25 protein-coding genes are annotated in these 14753 nt (G+C 51.0%); 21 read left to right on the top strand and 4 right to left on the bottom strand.

Annotated elements, in window-relative coordinates; all coding sequences use genetic code 11:
• The first annotated feature begins 14 nt into the window (after positions 1-14).
• The 18 genes from H4O27_RS06865 to H4O27_RS06780 all read left to right on the top strand — a co-directional run bounded on the left by H4O27_RS06865 (position 15) and on the right by H4O27_RS06780 (position 10108).
• Entirely contained in the window at positions 15-260 is a 246-nt protein-coding gene (locus tag H4O27_RS06865) for a hypothetical protein (RefSeq protein WP_165009675.1), read from the top strand.
• Positions 253-624 (top strand): hypothetical protein, encoded by a 372-nt coding sequence (locus H4O27_RS06860; RefSeq protein WP_165009673.1) that lies wholly within the window; start codon positions 253-255, stop codon positions 622-624. The genes H4O27_RS06865 and H4O27_RS06860 overlap by 8 nt, the downstream gene beginning before the upstream one ends.
• A gap of 79 nt (positions 625-703) precedes the next feature.
• Positions 704-1201 carry a glycoside hydrolase family 108 protein gene (locus tag H4O27_RS06855; protein ID WP_165009671.1) on the top strand — a complete coding sequence of 166 codons (498 nt, stop codon included), beginning with the start codon at positions 704-706 and terminating at the stop codon, positions 1199-1201.
• A gap of 9 nt (positions 1202-1210) precedes the next feature.
• On the top strand, positions 1211-1399 hold the full coding sequence (locus H4O27_RS06850) for a hypothetical protein (RefSeq protein ID WP_165009669.1): 189 nt from the start codon (positions 1211-1213) through the stop codon (positions 1397-1399).
• The gene (locus H4O27_RS06845; protein ID WP_165009759.1) at positions 1399-1653 is read left to right on the top strand and encodes a hypothetical protein; all 255 of its coding nucleotides are present in this window, start codon (positions 1399-1401) and stop codon (positions 1651-1653) included. The genes H4O27_RS06850 and H4O27_RS06845 overlap by 1 nt, the downstream gene beginning before the upstream one ends.
• A complete protein-coding gene (locus H4O27_RS06840) occupies positions 1637-1990 on the top strand; it encodes a hypothetical protein (protein WP_165009667.1) in 354 nt (117 codons plus the stop codon). The genes H4O27_RS06845 and H4O27_RS06840 overlap by 17 nt, the downstream gene beginning before the upstream one ends.
• Before the next feature lie 26 nt (positions 1991-2016).
• Positions 2017-2229 (top strand): hypothetical protein, encoded by a 213-nt coding sequence (locus H4O27_RS06835; RefSeq protein WP_165009665.1) that lies wholly within the window; start codon positions 2017-2019, stop codon positions 2227-2229.
• Positions 2222-2434 (top strand): TraR/DksA family transcriptional regulator, encoded by a 213-nt coding sequence (locus tag H4O27_RS06830; protein WP_165009663.1) that lies wholly within the window; start codon positions 2222-2224, stop codon positions 2432-2434. The genes H4O27_RS06835 and H4O27_RS06830 overlap by 8 nt, the downstream gene beginning before the upstream one ends.
• A gap of 2 nt (positions 2435-2436) precedes the next feature.
• Positions 2437-2757 carry a hypothetical protein gene (locus tag H4O27_RS06825; RefSeq protein ID WP_165009661.1) on the top strand — a complete coding sequence of 107 codons (321 nt, stop codon included), beginning with the start codon at positions 2437-2439 and terminating at the stop codon, positions 2755-2757.
• A complete protein-coding gene (locus H4O27_RS06820) occupies positions 2754-3071 on the top strand; it encodes a hypothetical protein (RefSeq protein WP_165009659.1) in 318 nt (105 codons plus the stop codon). Before H4O27_RS06825 ends, H4O27_RS06820 begins: the two co-directional genes overlap by 4 nt.
• Before the next feature lie 2 nt (positions 3072-3073).
• The gene (locus tag H4O27_RS06815) at positions 3074-3619 is read left to right on the top strand and encodes a DUF3486 family protein (RefSeq protein WP_165009657.1); all 546 of its coding nucleotides are present in this window, start codon (positions 3074-3076) and stop codon (positions 3617-3619) included.
• Positions 3616-5133 (top strand): terminase large subunit domain-containing protein, encoded by a 1518-nt coding sequence (locus tag H4O27_RS06810; protein WP_165009655.1) that lies wholly within the window; start codon positions 3616-3618, stop codon positions 5131-5133. Before H4O27_RS06815 ends, H4O27_RS06810 begins: the two co-directional genes overlap by 4 nt.
• Positions 5134-5303: 170 nt before the next feature.
• A complete protein-coding gene (locus H4O27_RS06805) occupies positions 5304-6809 on the top strand; it encodes a DUF935 domain-containing protein (RefSeq protein ID WP_165009653.1) in 1506 nt (501 codons plus the stop codon).
• The gene (locus tag H4O27_RS06800) at positions 6806-7711 is read left to right on the top strand and encodes a phage head morphogenesis protein (protein ID WP_165009651.1); all 906 of its coding nucleotides are present in this window, start codon (positions 6806-6808) and stop codon (positions 7709-7711) included. Before H4O27_RS06805 ends, H4O27_RS06800 begins: the two co-directional genes overlap by 4 nt.
• A 3-nt stretch (positions 7712-7714) precedes the next feature.
• Positions 7715-8155, top strand: coding sequence for a phage virion morphogenesis protein (locus H4O27_RS06795; RefSeq protein ID WP_165009649.1), 441 nt, complete (start codon positions 7715-7717; stop codon positions 8153-8155).
• Between the two features lie 274 nt (positions 8156-8429).
• Complete coding sequence (locus tag H4O27_RS06790; protein ID WP_165009647.1) at positions 8430-8630, top strand: hypothetical protein; 201 nt, start codon at positions 8430-8432, stop codon at positions 8628-8630.
• Positions 8631-8730: 100 nt separating this feature from the next.
• Complete coding sequence (locus H4O27_RS06785; RefSeq protein WP_165009645.1) at positions 8731-9345, top strand: glutathione S-transferase family protein; 615 nt, start codon at positions 8731-8733, stop codon at positions 9343-9345.
• Between the two features lie 76 nt (positions 9346-9421).
• Positions 9422-10108 carry an SIR2 family NAD-dependent protein deacylase gene (locus tag H4O27_RS06780; protein ID WP_165009643.1) on the top strand — a complete coding sequence of 229 codons (687 nt, stop codon included), beginning with the start codon at positions 9422-9424 and terminating at the stop codon, positions 10106-10108.
• A 151-nt stretch (positions 10109-10259) separates the two neighbouring features.
• Here the strand turns inward: H4O27_RS06780 and H4O27_RS06775 are convergent, their stop codons facing one another.
• Positions 10260-10610 (bottom strand): hypothetical protein, encoded by a 351-nt coding sequence (locus H4O27_RS06775; RefSeq protein WP_165009641.1) that lies wholly within the window; start codon positions 10608-10610, stop codon positions 10260-10262.
• Positions 10607-10777: an HAD family hydrolase gene (locus H4O27_RS06770; protein ID WP_165009639.1), complete on the bottom strand. Its 171-nt coding sequence runs from the start codon at positions 10775-10777 to the stop codon at positions 10607-10609. The genes H4O27_RS06775 and H4O27_RS06770 overlap by 4 nt, the downstream gene beginning before the upstream one ends.
• 182 nt (positions 10778-10959) lie before the next feature.
• On the opposite strand from H4O27_RS06770, the gene bioB reads away from it, so the two are divergent.
• Positions 10960-12000 (top strand): biotin synthase BioB, encoded by a 1041-nt coding sequence (gene bioB / locus H4O27_RS06765; RefSeq protein ID WP_165009637.1) that lies wholly within the window; start codon positions 10960-10962, stop codon positions 11998-12000.
• Between the two features lie 288 nt (positions 12001-12288).
• On the opposite strand, the gene H4O27_RS06760 is transcribed toward bioB, so the two are convergent.
• A protein-coding gene (locus H4O27_RS06760) for an IS5 family transposase (RefSeq protein ID WP_371870258.1) occupies positions 12289-13004 on the bottom strand; the annotation gives its coding sequence in 2 pieces (ribosomal slippage) (positions 12289-12668 and positions 12668-13004; 717 coding nt in all).
• A 258-nt stretch (positions 13005-13262) separates the two neighbouring features.
• Between H4O27_RS06760 and H4O27_RS06755 the strand changes: the two genes are divergently transcribed.
• Together H4O27_RS06755 and H4O27_RS06750 are read left to right on the top strand one after the other, a co-directional pair.
• Complete coding sequence (locus H4O27_RS06755) at positions 13263-13571, top strand: IS630 transposase-related protein (RefSeq protein WP_193004219.1); 309 nt, start codon at positions 13263-13265, stop codon at positions 13569-13571.
• Positions 13572-13608: 37 nt separating this feature from the next.
• Complete coding sequence (locus H4O27_RS06750; RefSeq protein ID WP_226883526.1) at positions 13609-14085, top strand: IS630 family transposase; 477 nt, start codon at positions 13609-13611, stop codon at positions 14083-14085.
• Here H4O27_RS06750 and H4O27_RS06745 read toward each other — a convergent pair.
• A complete protein-coding gene (locus H4O27_RS06745; RefSeq protein ID WP_165011081.1) occupies positions 14078-14746 on the bottom strand; it encodes a hypothetical protein in 669 nt (222 codons plus the stop codon). The two genes, H4O27_RS06750 and H4O27_RS06745, sit on opposite strands and share 8 nt — an antisense overlap.
• Between the last annotated feature and the right edge of the window lie 7 nt (positions 14747-14753).

Raw genomic sequence — 14753 nt, 5'->3', positions numbered from 1 at the left:
CCAAGAGTTAAACAATGTTAACCGTAATGGAATTTTTTAGCCAAAACATGATTTGGATTGGGCTTATCTTATTAAGCCCAATCCTATATCGTTTTGCCTATGCAATGACATTATGGCTTTATGCTCAATTTGGCGATAGTCAAAAAGACATTGTTATTAAACATTTTCATAATGGTAAATTAGTCAGCGAAACCATTATTAAAGCGGATAGCAGCCAGCCACTATCGGTTAAAAAAGATACGGAATGGTGTGATGAGTGATAAAAAGAATATTTGGCAAAATCCAGCTTTGGCTGCGGCGGGTATTGCAACTATTGTGAGTGCGCTTGCTAATTATCTAAATTTAGATGCGGATACAATGAAATTGATTAGCACCATTTCTCCGCCGCTCAGCATCTTGCTCAGCTATACTTGCATATGGATACTAGCTAATTTTTTCGCATTTTCTATCACGGAAATAAAAGCTTTAACGAGATTAAATAAACGCGAAAAAATTATCCAAAAAGAATTAAAGAAAACTAATTTACCTCCAAGAACTAAGAAAAAATTGCAAAATGAACTTGATGAAATAGTTATTGCTAAAAGCCAAATTGGTAAGGAAAATTCTACCATTGAAACCCAATAAATTTTAATCCGTACTAAAAGCCTTTCAGGCAGTCTGAAACGATAATCCCTATAACGAAACAACGTTACAGGGATTTTTTATGTCCGACAAATTCAACCAATTCATCGAGCGCGTTCTCTCCCACGAGGGCGGCTATGTCAACCATCCCAAAGACCCCGGCGGCGAGACCAACTGGGGTGTCACCAAGCGCACCGCTCAGGCCAACGGCTACACCGGCTCTATGCGTGCCATGACCCGTGCTCAGGCCATTGAAATTTACCGTAAAGCGTTTTGGCAACGCTACCACGCCGACAAAATGCCTGAGGCGGTGGCCTTCCAGTTTTTCGATGCGTGCATCAACCACGGCTACGGCAATGCGGCGCGTATGCTGCAACGCGCGGCAGGCGTGCCAGACGACGGTGTGATTGGTGCGGTGTCATTGGCCGCCATCGATAAACTGCCGGAAAACGATTTGCTGCTGCGCTTTAATGCCGAGCGTTTGGTGTTTTATACCAAGCTGGGTACGTTTACCAGCTTCGGCAAAGGCTGGGTGCGCCGCGTGGCACAAAACCTGATTCACGCGGCCGCCGACAATTAAGGGGCAGCCATGAAGAAAACCTTGATGGCCTTATCGCTGGCTGCGATGGCCAATACCTTCTCTATCCCTACTGACCTCAAAATCACACGCGCCTCGGTTGGCCATATCCGCCAGCACCCGAGTTTGCGCTACGGTAAATCGGGCGTGGCTGCCGCCAAACGTGCGGCGCGTAAGAAGAAAGGCCGTCTGAAAAAATGATGAAATTTTTGAAATGGCTGGGCGGCTTGGTCACCAACCCCGCTACCGGCCACATCTCCCACACCAAGCTGTGGGCGAACGTGGCCGGTGCGGTGATGACCGTCAAATTCGCCCAAACACCCGAAGCACCCGAGTGGCTGTGGTGGGCTTATGGCGCAATGGTCGGCGGCTATGCCTTAATCAAACGCGGCATCGCGGCGATTCCGCAAGTGGCCGAAATCAACAAAGGCAAAGAAGATGTGGAAAACGCTTAGTCCGGCGTCGGTGTGGCAGGTGCTGATTGTAACCCTATTGGGCACAGCCGCAATATCCGCTATGTTCGGCTATCAGGCCGCAGCCAAGCAGTCAGAAACCGACAAAGCCGAAATCATCGCCACCTATCAGGCTTCGGCCTTGGCTGCCGAGCAGCTCTATACCGAAAAGCTTAAAGCCGCCAATGAAGAAAAGCAGCGTTGGTTTGATTTTGCGCAGCAGCAAAGCCGCGACTTGGCAGCAGCCTATCAGCAAATCGACCGCCAAACGGCTCAATTGGAGAAGCAGATTGATGAAACCGTACAAAAAGACGGCAGCCGCTTACGGCATTGGTGCTGACAGCGTGCAACTCTACAACCGCGCCCTTGGCCACGATTAAAACCATTACCGTGGCGGAAATTCCGCCCGTCTCTTCCGAGCTGCTGCTCATTCACGAACGCCCCGAGCGTCTGAGCGGCGGCTCACCCGAACAACTCTTAAATCATGCCGTGGTCTATGGCGCGTATTGCCAAAAATTGGAAGCGCAGGTTTCCGGTTGGCAGGCATGGTATGAAAAAGGCCGTCTGAAAAATGACTGATATTTGCGACAAAGCGTCTGAACTCGAAGCCTTGTATTTAGAAGAAGCACTCTATAAGCAGCAAGACAAAAGCACGGCCACCGTCAGCAATTATTACTGCGACGACTGCGGCGAGCCGATTCCCGAAGCCCGTCGCCATGCCGTAATCGGCTGCACGCGCTGCGTGGTTTGCCAAGAATATTTTGAGAAAGGTTTCCCCGGCTAGTTATGGAAAAAACATTTATCAACATCGAATTTTGGCAGCTGGTCGGCTTTTTGCTGAGCTTTCTCGGCGTGTGCTGGGGATTCGGCAAAATGCTGCTGGCGCAATTTCAAGCGCAGCAGGACGAACGCCAAAAACAGCAGGAACGCTTGCAGGGTAAGGTCGAAACGATGGAAAAGCAGCTGGGCGAATTTTCGGCCAGCCTGCCGATGACTTATGTTTTGCGCGACGACTACATCCGCAACCAATCTATCCTAGAAGCCAAGCTCGACAACGTGGCCGAAAAGCTCACTGAAATCTACAAAATGGAAAGTCAGAAAAAATGATTAGCCAAGAAATCATCGCCAAAAAACGCCGTGAAGGTATGCGCTGGAACCTGATCAACACGCTTAATAAAGCACGGCCGCACACCACCAGCGAAGTGTTTCTGCTCGACATCATGAACGCGATTTACCCGCAAACCACCGCGCTGGAATTGCGCCAGCAGCTCGACTATCTGGCCGACCGCAAGCTGGTGGAGCTCAACAAAACGCCACACGGCCTGTGGTTTGCCGATTTGACCAGCTTGGGCGTGGACATTGCCGAATACACGGTCGATTGCCGTGCCGGTATTGCCCGCCCTGAAAAAGTGTGGAGCTAGGCATGGCGCAACGCAGTACGATTGAAAAACTACCCGAAGCCGTCCGCCACGAGTTTGAGCGAAAACTGGTGGAAAACGGCTTTTCGGATTATCAGGCCATCGCCGAATGGCTGCAGGCGCAGGGCTACGAAATCAGCCGCTCGGCGGCGCATCGCTACGGCCAAAAAGTACAACGCCGCTTTGCCGCCATCAAATCCAGCACCGAAGCCGCCCGCCTGATTGCCGAAGGCGCATCCGATGAAGGCGACACCCGCAGCGAAGCCTTGATGGCCATGCTGCAAACCGAACTGTTCGATGCGTTGGTGCAAATCGGCGAAATGGACAACGAAGAGTTAAACGCGCTCGACCGTTTCGGCGTAATGGCCGAAGGTGCGAAGAAAATCAGCGGCTTGATTTCCGCCAGCACCCGCCTGAAAGAGTATCAGGCCAAGGTTAAGGCCAAAGTGCAGGCTGCCGCCGATGATGTGGCCAAACAGGCCAAAAAAGGCGGCCTGTCTGATGAAGCCGCCGAAGCCATCCGTAAACAGATTTTAGGTATTGCCTCATGAGCGAGCAACACATCATCGCCGAAACCATCGAAGCCTTAGGCCGCACGCCTATGGCTTTATTGCCATACCAACAGCGTTGGTGCGCCGACGAATCGCCGGTGAAAATCTGCGAAAAGTCGCGCCGTATCGGTTTGAGTTGGGGCGAAGCGGCGGATACCGCGCTGCTGGCCGCCAGTACCAAAGGCATGAATGCGTGGTACATCGGCTACAACAAAGACATGGCCTTGGAATTTATCCGCGACTGTGCCAACTGGGCAAAGTTTTACGGCTTGGCCGCCGGTGAAATTGAAGAAACCGAAGAAGTGTTTATCGAAGGCGACGACAAGAAATCCGTGTTGGCCTTTGTGATTCGATTTGCTTCAGGTTGGCGCATTACCGCCTTATCCAGCCGGCCGTCCAACCTACGCGGTAAACAGGGCCGCGTGATTATCGATGAGGCCGCCTTCCACGAACAGCTCGGCGAATTGCTCAAAGCGGCGATGGCCTTGCTGATGTGGGGCGGTCAGGTACACATCATTTCCACCCACGACGGCGTGGACAATCCGTTTAACGAGCTGATTAACGACGTTCGCGCAGGGAAAAAGCCTTATTCCGTCCACCGCATTACCTTCGACGAAGCGGTGGAACAGGGTTTGTACCGCCGTATCTGCCTACGCTTGGGCAAGGATTGGACACCGGAAGGCGAAGCGGCATGGTGCAAGGAAATCCGCGATTTCTACGGCGAAGATGCCAGCGAAGAGCTGGACTGTATTCCGAAAAACGGCGGCGGAAAATGGCTCAACCGCGCCTTAATTGAAAGCCGAATGACCCCGTACGCCCCCGTTATCCGCTACGACCAACCCGACGCTTTCGGCTTACTGCCCGAACCGCGCCGCGCCCGTGAAGTGGCTGACTGGATTGAAGAGACCTTGCAGCCGCTGCTCGACGGTTTGGATAAAGCCCGCGTTTCCTTTGTCGGCGAAGACTTCGCCCGCAGCGGCGACCGCACTGTGATTGTGCCGCTATTGCAAGGCAAAGACCTGATTTTAAAACCGCCGTTTATTCTGGAACTCGGCAATATGCCGTTTGCCCAGCAAGAGCAAATTATGAAGCACCTGCTGCACGGCTTGCCCAACCTGCGCGGCGCAGCCTTGGACGCACGCGGTAACGGCCAATCGCTGGCCGAAGCCATGCGCGACGCGTTCGGCGCGGAAGTGGTGGAGGCCGTGATGCTGTCTGAAAACTGGTACCGCAGCCATACCGCGCCGTTTAAGGCAGCACTGGAAGACGGCACACTCGACGGCTTGCCGCGAGATGAAGACATTCTCGCTGATTTGCGTGCCTTCGAACTGGTTCGCGGCGTACCGCGTATCCCCGACACCCGCACCAAAGGACAAGACGGCAGAAAACGCCACGGCGACGCGGCGATTGCCTTGGTGTTGGCACATTACGCCAGCCGCGAACTCAATGCGGGGCCGGTGCGCGTGGCCAGCCGTAAAATCAAACGCCGCAGCAGACTGACAGGAGGATTTTGATGAAATTTTCGTGCTTGTTCGGTATTCACCGATGGCAAAATTTGACAATCATCCCCTTGTACAAGAACGAAACAGATGAGCGACCAATCGGGTTTGTCCATCTGAGGCAATGTGCTTGCTGCGGCAAAATCAGTAAGCAAAAGATTCACTATTAACCAGGCCGTCTGAAAATGAAAAAACCGCATTTCAAACTCAAAACCCAACACGGCAGCATGACCTTCAAGCCCGAAGATTTGACCGCCCACATCGCCGTGTCGCGCCAGTTTGCCCACGGCTTCAACGGCTGGCTGCCCAATCCCGATCCGATTTTGCGCAAGATGGGAAAACAGATTTCGGTATACCGCGAATTGTTGCGCGACCCGCTGGTGGGCAGCCTGGTACGCCGCCGCAAAGCTGCCGTCGCGCGTTTGGACTGGCAGCTCACGGGCGATAATGTGCCGGAAAACGTGCGCCAATTCGTCGAAAACTGGTTGGTCGAAACCGATGTTTACCGCCTGATTAAAGACATTCTCAATGCGCCGCTGTTCGGTTATCAGCCGATTGAAGTAGTGTGGGCGCAAGATACGCAATGGCTGCCGTCTGACATTTCGGCCAAGCCGCAGGAGTGGTTCGGTTTTGATTCGGACGGCCTGTTGGTCTATACCCAAAACGGCCTCAAGCAAGAGCCGCTGCCGCCGTATAAATTTCTCTGTCCCACCCACGAAGCCGACTACCTTAATCCCTACGGTTTGGGCGATTTGGGTTTGGTGTTTTGGCTGGTTACCTTCAAACGCGGTGGCCTGAAATTCTGGGTTCAATTTACCGAAAAATACGGCGCGCCGTGGCTGATCGGCAAAGAACCGCGCAGCAACACCCCCGACGACACCGAAAAACTCTTAGACGCGCTCGAAGCCCTAAGCGCAAACTCGGTCGGTACGATTCCGAACGATTCGAGCGTGGAAATCCACGAAGCGGGCGGCAAGTCTTCGTCGGTCGATGCCTACGACAAACTCATCCGCTACTGCGGCTCGGAAATCAACATCGCACTGCTTGGGCAAGATCAGACCACCGCGCAAGAAACCAACCACGCCAGCGCAACAGCAGGCTTGGAAGTGGCCGACGACATCCGTGACGGCGACAGCCGAATTGTGGAAAGCACCTTTAATCAGCTGATTGCATGGGTGGTGGAACTGAATTTCGGCGATGTACCTGCGCCTAAGTTCGAGCTGTTTGAAAATGAAGAAGCCGGTACCAAAGAGCGAGCCGACCGCGATAAAACCTTATCTGATTCGGGTGTGAAGTTTACGCCGCAATATTGGAAACGTACCTACGGTTTGGAAGACGGCGATATTGTCGAACAGGCTGAAAACCCGCCGATGCCGTCTGAAAATGAACGCAGTGAGTTTCTGCGCGGCAAAAAACCGTCGGCCGAGTTTGCCGAGCATAACCATACCGATGCAGGCTTAATCATCGACACGCTCGCGCCCGATACAGGCCGTCTGAACGCGCAAGGCCAAGCCTTAACTGCTGCTTTGGTCGCTGAAATTCAAAAGGGTGAAACCGAAGACAATATCCTTGACCGTTTGGCCGAAGCCTTTCCGAATATGGACGACAGCGCGCTTCAGAACGAGCTGGCGCGCGTGATTTTCCTGTCGGAATTGGTCGGCCGCATCGAAGCGCGCGGAGAGTTGGCATGAATCCCGAAGACATCAAAGCCATTTTCGGCATGAAGCCCGAAGCGGCGGTTGAATACCTGAAACAGAAAGGCGTGAACGTATCGTGGGACTGGCAGGATATGCTCGACGACGCGCACGCCACCGCGTTCACCGTGGCCAAAACCGCAGGCATGGACGTGGTCAACGATATATATGATGCCGTGGTGCGCGCCGCCGAAAACGGCGAGACACTCACTGAGTTCAGCCGCCAACTCACCCCCGTTTTGCAAAGCAAAGGCTGGTGGGGCAGACAAGAGGTTGCCAATCCCGACACCGGCGAAATGCAGACGGCCACCCTCGGCACGCCGTACCGCCTGAAAACCATCTATCTGACCAATATGCAGTTGGCCTACATGGCAGGCCGCTATACCGAGATGATGGATTCGGTAGACACGCATCCTTATTGGCAATATGTCGCCATCAACGACAGCCGCACCCGCGACAGCCACCGCAAAATGCACGGCCGTGTCTATGCCGCCACCGACCCGGTGTGGGATACCATGTATCCGCCGCTGGATTTCCGCTGCCGCTGCCGCGTGCGTCCCTTATCGCGTGCGGGAGGAGAAGGCAAAGTTTTGCCCAGCCCGACGCTCGAAACGCAAACCGTCGACATCGGCAGCAACGAATACACCGGCGAAGCCCGCTACGCCCAACGCACCGGCCTGCGGATTGAAGGTAAGTTCGTCGCCCCGAGCGCAGGCTTCAACGCCAACCAAGGCAAAGCCATGCTCTCTCGCATGGCTTCGGTCGCCGTACAAAAAGCCCAAGCAGTACACCCAGACATCGCGCGTGTTGCTCTCAAAACCATGATGAGAAATACCAAATTCAAAGCCGCATTATCGGCAGCAGAACTGGTCTGGGTACTGGAACTGCTGAAAGGGTAAAAAATGCTTGAAATCAGCTTAGACGCAAGCCGATTGGAACACGGTCTCGGCCAGCTGCTCAAAAATGCCACTAATACCCGTCCCATGATGCGTGCCATCGCCACCGAAATGGTCAGCCTCACAGAAGACAACTTCGAAAACGAAAGCTGGGGCGGTGAAAAGTGGAAACAAAGCAAAAGCGCGGCCAATGGAGGTAAAACCCTGCAACTGACCGGCCAGCTCGCCGCCAGCATTTCCACCAAAGTCGGCAACGACTTCGCCCAAATCGGCAGCAACAAAAAATACGCCGCCATCCACCACCTCGGCGGCCAAGCTGGGCGCGGGAGGAAAGTCACTATGCCGGCCAGACCATACCTCCCCATCAACGGCAGCGGCCAACTTCAACCTAGAGCAGAAAAGAAGCTCATCGACATCGCCATCGAATCACTCAAAGCAGGTCTCTAAAAACAAAAACGGGCAAAATCTGCCCGTTTATTTCCTGTTGCACTATATGCAACGCTGTTTCAAAAAGCCAATCCCACCAAAACCCATCTCAGCCCGCCTCATCCCATTTATCTCACAGTACCTGTTTATTTATCTCAATGGGTTTCACTTAACGCTTGAATCTGCCAAATATTGTATTAAGTAAGAACAATTTATTCTTTTATCGGAATATGATACAGTTTATCCCGACATAACAAAAAGCCGTGCCGATTAAGCATGGCGAAAGGAAAGAGATATGTTTTGGTATATTGTCGGTTTTTTAGCAGCGGTGGCCGGACTGCTGTCGCTTTGGGTCAACGCCAGCGCATTCGGAATGGAAGACGATGATACGCCGCCATCCGAGTATGAAAAAAAACTGGGCTTAGGCACAACTTTAAAAAGTAAAGACACCGTGGCGCGTGAGCGTGCGGCGGCCAGATTTAATCCTGATGATTGAGATTCGGGCCGTCTGAAAATTTCTGATGAAATTCGGCTTTCAGACGGCTTTTTTGAAATTGCGTACAATAGCTTCACAATACACAAAAAGGAAAAAAAATATGCTGAAACTTTACTATATGCAGGGTGCTTGCCCGCTAGTGCCGCACGTAGCTTTGGAATGGGCGAACGCCGATTTTGAAGCAGTGAAAATGGCGCACGATGAATTGAAAACGCCGGAGTTTTTGGCTTTGAATCCGTTGGGTTCGGTGCCGGTCTTGCAAGAGGGCGATTGGGTGCTGGCGCAGAATATGGCGATTTTGGATTTCATTAACGCACAATATCCGGAAGCCAAGCTATTTGGCAAAGGCGATGTACGCCAACAGGCCAAAGCGCGTCAATGGCTGGCGTTTGCCAATGCCGATTTACATCCGACGTTTGCTTACGTATTCAATCCGAACCGATTTATTGAAGGCGAGGGTGAAGGTGCGCAAATTCGTGCGCGTGCGATGCTGCAAGTGAGTGATTATTTCGGCTTGGTCAACGAAGCTTTGAAAAATCAGGATTATCTAACCGGCGAGTTAACTATTGCCGATGTGTATGTGTATGTAGTTTTGCGTTGGGCGAAAGCATTCAATATCGATTTGGGCCACTTGGATAAATTGGAAGGCTTTTATCAACGTGTGGAAACCGATGAAGGCGTGCAAAAAGCATTGAAAACGCAAGGTTTGGCGTAGTTTTTTTCGATTGAAATAATCAAGGCCGTCTGAAGAAATACAACATTCAGACGGCCTTAATCACAATGGGAGCAACATGAAAAAATGTGTGGTCTTAACCGGCGCAGGGATCAGTGCCGACAGCGGTTTACTGACTTTCCGCGATGCAGGCGGTTTGTGGGAAGGGTATCAAGTGACTGATGTCTGCACGCCCGAAGCTTTGGCGAAGAATCCGGAATTGGTGATTGATTTCTACAACCAACGCCGCCGCCAAGCCAATGCAGCCGAGCCAAATGCGGCGCACAAAGCACTGCTGGATTTGGCCGGACATTACCGCGTGCACATCATCACGCAAAACGTGGACAATTTGCACGAAAGAGCCGGCAGCAAAAATGTGTTACATCTGCATGGCGAACTGAATAAATTGCGCAGCGTTGATAACCCCGATGAAGTCATTGAGTTTACCGGCGAACAAACAGCGGAGACTTTGAGCAGCAGCGGTGGTGCGATGCGGCCGCATATTGTGTTTTTCGGCGAACAAGTGCCGATGTTTGATGTGGCGGCGGAAGAAATGCGCGATGCCGATGTGGTGATCATCATCGGCACATCGATGCAGGTATATCCTGCGGCTTCTTTGGTGCATTACGCGCCGCCGCATGCCGATTTCTATTTGGTTGACCCGAATCCGCAAAGCGTGGCGGCGAATATCGAAGTGATTCCGAAACGTGCGGCGGAAAGTGTGCCGGGCTTGGTGGCATATTTGATTGGGCAAGCAAAAAGTTGATGGTTGATTGAATTTAGGCCGTCTGAAAATACGTTTTTCAGGCGGCCTTTTATTTTGATTGCAAATAATCCCGAATCAATTGCGGCAATTGTGCCATATCGTCAAACAACACCGGCGCACCGTCTCCTTGCAAGGTTTTGCGCGGTGTCTATCAGGCACAGCCAAATGGCACCATGCCCGCAGCAAGCGTGGCGGTGACGCACGGCAGGGCTGTCTTCAAATCACCACGCAATCTTGCGGCGCATAGCCCATGGTTTCGGCAGCGAGCAGAAATAAATCCGGCATTTTGTCTTGAAATCGCGGCAGCAGGCAGATGGCGACGGGGGGGCATCTTGGCAAAATCGCTGTTGGACACTGCGCAATAGGGAATTTCAAGCGCATCAAGTGCGGCTTCGATGTTTTTGACGGCTTCCGCATTTTCGTTCAACGCGACATGGGCACGCCCGGCAAATTTCTGACACATGCTTTCAGACGGCCTGTCACCCAACATTTCGCTAATCATTTCCATGCATTGGGAAGTGGATTTGCCGACGGATAAATGCAGACTTCTTGGCTGTCCATCACCAAGCCTTGCCCGGCCAAACATTGCTTCAATACTTCGCAGGCAATGCGTTCGCTGCCGACCAATACGCCGTTGCAATCGAAAACCGCTAATTTGAATGCACTCATAAAAAACCTTTGCGGTGGTTTTTTAAAAAGGTTACACTTTTCACGCCGTCTGAAACCATAGCCTAAATCGTTGCATAAAAATATGTTTACGCTTCAGACGGCCTTTACGCCGCTGTCGTCATTGTGCCGGCAGTCAAGCCATCAGCGTCATTGCGCCGCTGTGAATTTAGAAAGAACACAACATGACTCTCTCTCCCGTAGCCTTGCGCCGCCAAACCGAGCGCAAGCCGCATCCGACTGCGCGTTATTGGAAAAAATGCGATGTAGAAGCTTTGTTTGCCTTGCCGTTTTTAGACTTGGTTTATCAAGCCGCCGAAATTCACCGCCGGCAATTTAATCCGCGCGAAATCCAACTTTCTACCTTACTTTCCATCAAAACCGGCGGCTGTCCCGAAGATTGCGCGTATTGCCCGCAATCGGCGCACCACAATACCGGCTTGGGCAAAGAGCAGATGACGGATGTCGATGAAATCGTCGCCAAAGCCAAAATCGCACAAGCACGCGGCGCCAGCCGTTTCTGCATGGGGGCGGCATGGCGCGGGCCGAAGCCGAAAGATGTGGAAACCGTGTCCGAAATCATCAAAGCCGTGAAAGCCTTAGGCTTGGAAACCTGCGGCACTTTCGGCATGCTGGAAGACGGTATGGCCGAGGATTTGAAAGAAGCCGGATTGGATTACTACAACCACAATCTCGATACTGATCCCGAGCGCTACAACGACATCATCCATACACGCCAACACGAAGACCGCATGGATACCTTAGGTAAAGTGCGTCATGCCGGTTTGAAAGTGTGCTGCGGCGGCATTGTCGGCATGAATGAAACCCGTGCCGAACGCGCCGGATTGATTGCCAGCTTGGCCAATCTCGATCCGCAGCCGGAAAGTGTACCGATTAATCAGTTGGTGAAAGTTGAAGGTACGCCTTTGGCCGATGCCCAAGATTTGGATTGGACTGAATTTGTGCGTACCATCGCCGTGGCGCGGATTACCATGCCGAAAAGCTTTGTGCGCTTGAGCGCAGGGCGCACGGGCATGAGCGAACAGACCCAAGCCATGTGCTTCTTGGCCGGTGCCAATTCGATTTTCTACGGCGACAAGCTCTTAACCACGGATAATCCTGATGAAGACGGCGATCGTCTGCTGATGGATAAATTAGACTTGGTGCCGCTGAACCATCAAGCAGAAGCGGCTGAAGCACCATCCGCAATTAAAGTGGATTATTGATTGGCAAAAGCCGTCTGAACAATATGCTTTCAGACGGCCTGAGATGTAGGAAATTGCCGGATTTACACTTTTTATCCAAAACAGCTTTTGTTTTTTACTGCCAATATTTACCTTGCGGCTGCCGTATTGCGATTAAGATAAACTTGAATGTCGACAGCCCCTAGCGTTGTTTACACTTTTGCTTTTTTGCTTGAAGACCTGTTTTGGGATTTTCGAGTGTTGCCAAGAATGCCGAAAGGCACGGTAAAGCCGCATGGTTCTTGATAACGCTCAAAAAATCCAAAACAATCATTCGGGCAAAAATTGGCCGGTTTTTTCTGCACGCATCGCAATCTTCTTGAATTCTTTGAGTTTGCAAAAAAAGTTCTCAATCAAATGTCGCCAGCAATACATCATCTTGTCGTGTTCCCGCCGCGATTTGCGGTTGTTACGCGGCGGAATAACCACCTTACTCCCCCTTTCGGTCAGCTCTTCGACCAGCCTGTCGGCAGCAAAGGCTTTATCCGCCAACAAAGCATCAAATTCCTTATCTTTAATCAGCGGTTCTACGCCGCAAATGCCATTGCGCTGACCAGGCATCAGTTTGAAGTCAATCAGGTTCCCCAAAGCATCCGCCATAGCCAAAATCTTGGTCGTCATTCCGCCTTTGGATTGGCCGATGGCCTGGTTTCGAGTCCCCCTTTTGCACCCTGACCGTGGCGGTGAACTTTGACGATTGTGCCGTCAATCATGACATACTCCATATCGAGATCACGGTTCGGTTCTTCAAAAATATGACGAAAACGGTCGGCCAAAACCCATCTGCGGTAGCGTTTGTGGATACTTTTCCAATTGCCGAACTCTTCGGGCAGATCGCGCCAAGGACTGCCGGTACGGATAATCCATAGTATGGCTTCTATAAATAATCGGTTATCGACAGCGGTTGGGCCGGCATCGCCAACTTTTCCTTGGCATAAAGGCCCAATTATTGCCCACTGTGCATCGGTAAGAATATATCTGGTCATGAGGATGGGATACACTGAAAATTTGAATGTCGACAGGCCCTAGGACAGCCCCTATTTTTTTAATCTTTTTTAGAATTGTCTTTATCATTACTATACTCATCATCAGGCGGTATAGGTGTACCCGTCGCGGCCTGACTTCCCTTTTTTCGTTTGTCTTAGCGCGTTTAAGCTCGGCACGTAAGTTGTTTGGATTTTAAGTTTCATGCACGCTACGGCTTACTATAGTCAATCCCCCTAATATAAATTACAATCTCCCCCATGACCTATTCAACAGACTTCCGCCAACTGGCCTTAGCCAAACTCGCCCAAGGCCTCTCCATCCGTCAAGTAGCCAAAGAGCTCGGCATCGGCAGCGATACCGTGTTCAAATGGAAAAAGAATCCCATTCCCAAAGGCTATCCCAAAGACAGAAAACCCCTCAAAATTACCAAAGAAGCACTGCTTAGAGACGTCGAACAATACCCCGATGCCTATTGCTACGAACGGGCACAACGGCTCAACTGTTCGACCAACGGCATCCACCGGGCATTGAAAAGATACGGAATCAGCCGAAAAAAAGACCAATAAACACCCCAAAGCAGATGTTCGGCTCAGAAAACGCTTTATCAGACTCAGACACCGTTTCCAACTGAAAGAACGTCCGATTGTTTGGCTGGACGAAAGCGGATTCAGAGCTTCCGTCCACCGTCCTTACGGTTATGCCCCAAAAGGCAGACGGTGTATTGATACCCATGACTGGCAGGGACGTAATCAGACTAATGCCATCGGTGCGCTGTATGATAATCAACTGTTTGCGGTCGGTTTGTTTGACTGTTCCATCAACAGCAGGATATTCGACACTTGGATAGAACGGTTACTGATCCCGCAACTGCCGCCCGAGAGTGTGGTGGTGATGGACAATGCGGCGTTTCATAAGGGTAAGGCAGAAGCCTTGCTGAAGGAAAAGGGGCATACCGTCCTATGGATGCCGCCTTACAGCCCCGACCTGAATCCCATCGAAAAGAAATGGGCTTGGTTAAAGGCGAGACGGAGAAAACTTGGGGTGGTGTCTGTGGATGAGTTGTTTAGGAGTGTTATTTGAATTTGTGGGATTGACTATACTTTTTCAAAATACTGCCATAAAGTTCAGCACGTTTTTTCCAAATCGGCAGCCACTCTGCTACGCGTGTACGATAAGGTTCGTAAATCGGTATGCCGCGTTTAATGGGTAATTCATTACGAATAAAACGTTCAACATAATCAAAATCCAAAATAACAGCACGCGCAATGCAATTCCCTAAACTTTCGTAGCCAAAATCGGTACAGGGATTGGGAAATTCTGCTTCAATAGGATAATTACTGAGAAATTCTTTTTCATCGGGACTGCTGAAATAACGGTTGACTAAATCCAAACCCCGCTCAAAAAAACCTCGGATATACGCTTCGGCTTCAGGAAGAGTGTGAACCAATTCTCGATAAACCATACAATTATTATGGGCATTGGGATGAAGAATAAGCATACGGGCGGTACGATAATCAGGGTTTGTAAATCCTTGAATAAAAGATTCTTTGATTACTTTTTTTACAGATTTGTTGTAAACAATAACACTGGGTTCGGCAGACAAATGCAATACCCAAGATGGATCTATTTGAATTTCAGAATGCTTTAATTCTTTGTTTTTAAACTTTGAGCCTTGATACACCCAGCCGCTGTATTCAGCAGCTAAATGCTCACAAAATTCTTTTACATCTTTTTGATTCATGACTTTA

The organism is Neisseria yangbaofengii (genome assembly GCF_014898075.1).
GTDB classification, from domain to species: Bacteria; Pseudomonadota; Gammaproteobacteria; order Burkholderiales; family Neisseriaceae; genus Neisseria; species Neisseria yangbaofengii.
Note: the sequence above shows the minus strand (reverse complement) of the source record. Positions and strands in the feature narration are given on the sequence as shown.